At 70.4% G+C, this 631-nt stretch carries 1 protein-coding gene; it reads left to right on the top strand.

Features of this window, described 5'->3' with window-relative positions; all coding sequences use genetic code 11:
* The first annotated feature begins 56 nt into the window (after positions 1 to 56).
* Entirely contained in the window at positions 57 to 620 is a 564-nt protein-coding gene (locus KUM32_RS35490) for a bacterial proteasome activator family protein (RefSeq protein ID WP_269475453.1), read from the top strand.
* Positions 621 to 631 lie beyond the last annotated feature (11 nt).

The following is a 631-nucleotide window of genomic DNA, read 5'->3' as shown; positions in this document are numbered from 1 at the left end:
GCCGGAGCCCGCCCCCGCACCGGCCGTTCGGCGTGTCGTACGGAACAATGGGAGTCATGAACCAGCCGATGAACGAACGGTCGCAGGAGAGCCCGCACGTCCTGGTCGTCGGTCCGGACGGGATGGCTCTCGGCAGTGCCGGCTCCCAAGAAGGCGGCGGCGGCGACGACGCGCGCGAGATGCCCGTGACGGACATGGTCGAGCAGCCGGCGAAGGTCATGCGCATCGGCAGCATGATCAAGCAGCTTCTGGAGGAGGTCAGGGCGGCGCCTCTGGACGAGGCGAGCCGGGTTCGGCTGAAGGAGATCCACTCCAGCTCCGTCAAGGAGCTCGAGGACGGTCTCGCGCCGGAGCTGATCGAGGAGCTGGAACGGATCTCCCTGCCCTTCACGGACGAGACGGTCCCCACCGAGGCGGAACTGCGCATCGCGCAGGCTCAGTTGGTCGGCTGGCTGGAGGGCCTCTTCCACGGCATCCAGACCGCGCTGTTCGCCCAGCAGATGGCGGCGCGCGCGCAGTTGGAGCAGATGCGCAGGGCGCTGCCGCCGGGCATGGGCGGCGGGGACGAGGAAGAGGGTCCGCAGCCCCCCGGCGGGGCCCGCTCCGGCCCCTACCTCTAAGCCCTCTGGCC

The organism is Streptomyces sp. AC627_RSS907, assembly GCF_019049165.1.
The sequence above is the reverse complement of the archived record's forward strand: the minus strand, read 5'-3'. Positions and strand labels throughout refer to the sequence as shown.